At 34.9% G+C, this 2,742-nt stretch carries 4 protein-coding genes; 1 reads left to right on the top strand and 3 read right to left on the bottom strand.

All coding sequences use genetic code 11. From position 1 onward, the window contains the following. Both AACY61_RS11875 and AACY61_RS11870 read right to left on the bottom strand, forming a co-directional pair. Window positions 1-564: aminotransferase class I/II-fold pyridoxal phosphate-dependent enzyme (locus AACY61_RS11875; RefSeq protein WP_339611793.1), on the bottom strand; the 564-nt coding region annotated here is incomplete at its 3' end. A 22-nt stretch (window positions 565-586) separates the two neighbouring features. Further along, window positions 587-1,684 (bottom strand): acyl-CoA desaturase, encoded by a 1,098-nt coding sequence (locus AACY61_RS11870; RefSeq protein ID WP_339611792.1) that lies wholly within the window; start codon window positions 1,682-1,684, stop codon window positions 587-589. Window positions 1,685-1,818: 134 nt separating this feature from the next. On the opposite strand from AACY61_RS11870, the gene rsmG reads away from it, so the two are divergent. After that, a complete protein-coding gene (rsmG, locus tag AACY61_RS11865) occupies window positions 1,819-2,451 on the top strand; it encodes a 16S rRNA (guanine(527)-N(7))-methyltransferase RsmG (protein ID WP_339611791.1) in 633 nt (210 codons plus the stop codon). 2 nt (window positions 2,452-2,453) lie between these two features. On the opposite strand, the gene AACY61_RS11860 is transcribed toward rsmG, so the two are convergent. After that, a partial coding sequence (locus AACY61_RS11860) for an acyl-CoA-binding protein (RefSeq protein ID WP_339611789.1) occupies window positions 2,454-2,742 on the bottom strand: 289 nt, incomplete at its 5' end.

Genomic DNA, 2,742 nt, shown 5'->3' with positions numbered 1-2,742 from the left:
TCTCAATTCTTCTTTATTGTATACAGAACCACTGGGATTGCATGGCGAGCTGTACATAATCAGTTTAGTTTTTGGTGTTATGGCAGCTTCCAGTTGTTGAGGTGTGATTTTAAAATTGGTTTTTATCGTCGTGGGAATCTCCACCGGTACACCTTCAGCCAGTTTCACCAAATCCCTGTAACTAACCCAGTAGGGGGCGGGTAAAATCACTTCATCACCCGGATTGAGCATTACCATTGTAATATTTGCCAATGATTGTTTTGCACCGGTTGAAACAACAATTTGTGAAGGCCCATAGCTTAAATTATTGTCCCTTTTAAATTTGGTGATAATCGCATTTTTTAACTCAGCATATCCGTCAACAGGTGGGTATGCATGCACATCATCTCTGATTGCTTTTACTGCTGCGTCTTTTATAAATTCCGGAATAGTAAAGTCGGGTTCACCTAAACTCAACCCGATTATATCTTTTCCCTGACTTTTTAATTCGCGAGCTTTTGCAGCCATAGCCAATGTAGCCGAGGTTGCCATGGCATTAACTCTGTCGGATAGAAGTTTTTCCATAAAAAAATACTGGTTCTACTAATTAAGCACTTAAAACCGGTTTGCTTCCCATTTCCCTTAAATGGTTGAAATGAGAAATGATGGCTTTACGTGTAGTTTTATATTCGTTGTAAGGTAAATTAAATTCTTTGGCAGTTTCTTTTACAATTTTTGAAATTTTAGTGTAGTGCACATGACTGATATTGGGAAAAATATGGTGTTCTACTTGATGATTCAAACCACCTGTAAACCAGTTTACAATTCGGTTTTTTGTTGAAAAATTCACCGTTGTGTACAATTGGTGTATTGCCCAGGTATTTTTCATAGTCCCGGTTTCATCTGGTAATGGCATATGAGCTTCTTCAACCATATGCGCAAGTTGAAATACAACGCTTAAAATTACACCAGCTACATAATGCATAATAAAAAAACCCAAAAGTACTTTCCACCAAACTATAGAAACCAAGATTGGAATCAAAATCCAAATAGAAAGATAAATCAATTTTGTAATCACCAGTATGCTCCATTGTTTAACGGGATTTGGAAACTCGCCATAAGACAGTTTTCTTTTTAAATAGGCGCGGGTTTGTTTGAAATCTGTTGTTAGCGCCCAGTTAAAGGTTAAAAGTCCATACAAAAATACTGAATAATAATGTTGAAATTTATGAAAAGGTTTCCATTCTGAATGCCTACTGAACCTTAGAATTCTTCCGGCTTCCATATCTTCATCGTGACCGTGAATATTTGTATACGTATGATGGAGTACATTGTGTTGAACCTGCCAGTTATAAACATTTCCGGCAAGAATAAAAATAGTACTTCCCATAAATTTATTGACCCATTTTTTGGAAGAATAGGAACCGTGATTACCATCGTGCATTACATTCATACCTACACCGGCCATACCAACCCCCATCACAATAGTAAGCAATAGTTGCGCCCAACCTGGCAGGTTTAAAGTAAGTAATAAAAAGTAAGGGGTTAAAAATAGTACAAACATGGTAATTGTTTTCAAGTGGAGTTTCCAGTTACCAGTTTTTTTTAGTTTTTTTTCTTTGAAATAATCATTTACTCGGGCATTTAAGGTTCTGAAAAAATTTGCAGGATCTTTTCTGGAGAAGCGGATTGTGGGTGTATTCATTGTGTAATTTTTGGAAATAACGTATTAAATGTAATAATAATATCGACAAATATAAATATAAAATCAAGTCTTCATTACCCGATTGGCAAAAAATTAGAATTTAATTGATTAATTTTACAGGCTTAAAATAGATTATGGAGCTGATAATTAAGTACTTCCCTGATTTAACATCACAACAACTAGAGCAGTTTTCAAAACTCTCTGAGTTGTATAAAGATTGGAATTTAAAAATTAATGTGGTTTCAAGAAAAGATATTGATGAGCTCTATCTTAGGCACGTATTACATTCTTTAGCAATAGCGAAAGTGCAGGAATTTATCCCCCAAGCTCAAATCCTGGATGTTGGTACTGGTGGTGGTTTTCCAGGAATTCCTTTGGCTATTTTATATCCCGAAACAAACTTTCACTTGGTAGATTCTATTGGAAAAAAAATTAAAGTTGTAAACGAGGTGGTGGAAGGCTTAAATCTTCAAAATGTTGAAACCACTAACGAAAGGGTTGAAAATATTCAGGGAACTTATGATTTTATTATAAGTCGTGCTGTTGCTGCGATGCCTACTTTTGTAAATTGGGTAGACGGTAAAATCGCGAAAAAAAGTAGTCATAAGCTACAAAATGGAATTTTATATTTAAAAGGAGGAGACTTGTCAGAGGAATTAAAGGGGTTTCCTAAAGCACAGACGATTTTGCTGACTGATTTTTTTGAAGAATCTTTTTTTGAAACTAAAAAAGTGGTGTATCTTCCTTTAAAATTCAAGAAAAAATAGAATTATTTACCGTAGAGAAAATAAGTATTCACAACTTCTATATAGGCTTTTTTTGCTTCGTCAGGTGTCATTCCTTTAGTTTGAAAAAGGGCATTGGCTTTGAACGCATTGATAAGAGGTTTTTTACTGTTAGGGTCTTCTTGATTTTCGTTTGCTCTTTTATAATAGGCATACAATCGTAACAATAAATCCGCCGGAAAAGGGTCTGTATAATCGTTTACCTTTTCAACAGCTTCCAAAAATTCTTTATTAAGTGCTTCAGTTGTCATTTTTGTGCGCAATGATTGTAAT

It is taken from the genome of uncultured Planktosalinus sp., from assembly GCF_963973675.1.
Classification (GTDB): domain Bacteria; phylum Bacteroidota; class Bacteroidia; order Flavobacteriales; family Flavobacteriaceae; genus Planktosalinus.
Note: the sequence above shows the minus strand (reverse complement) of the source record. Positions and strands in the feature narration are given on the sequence as shown.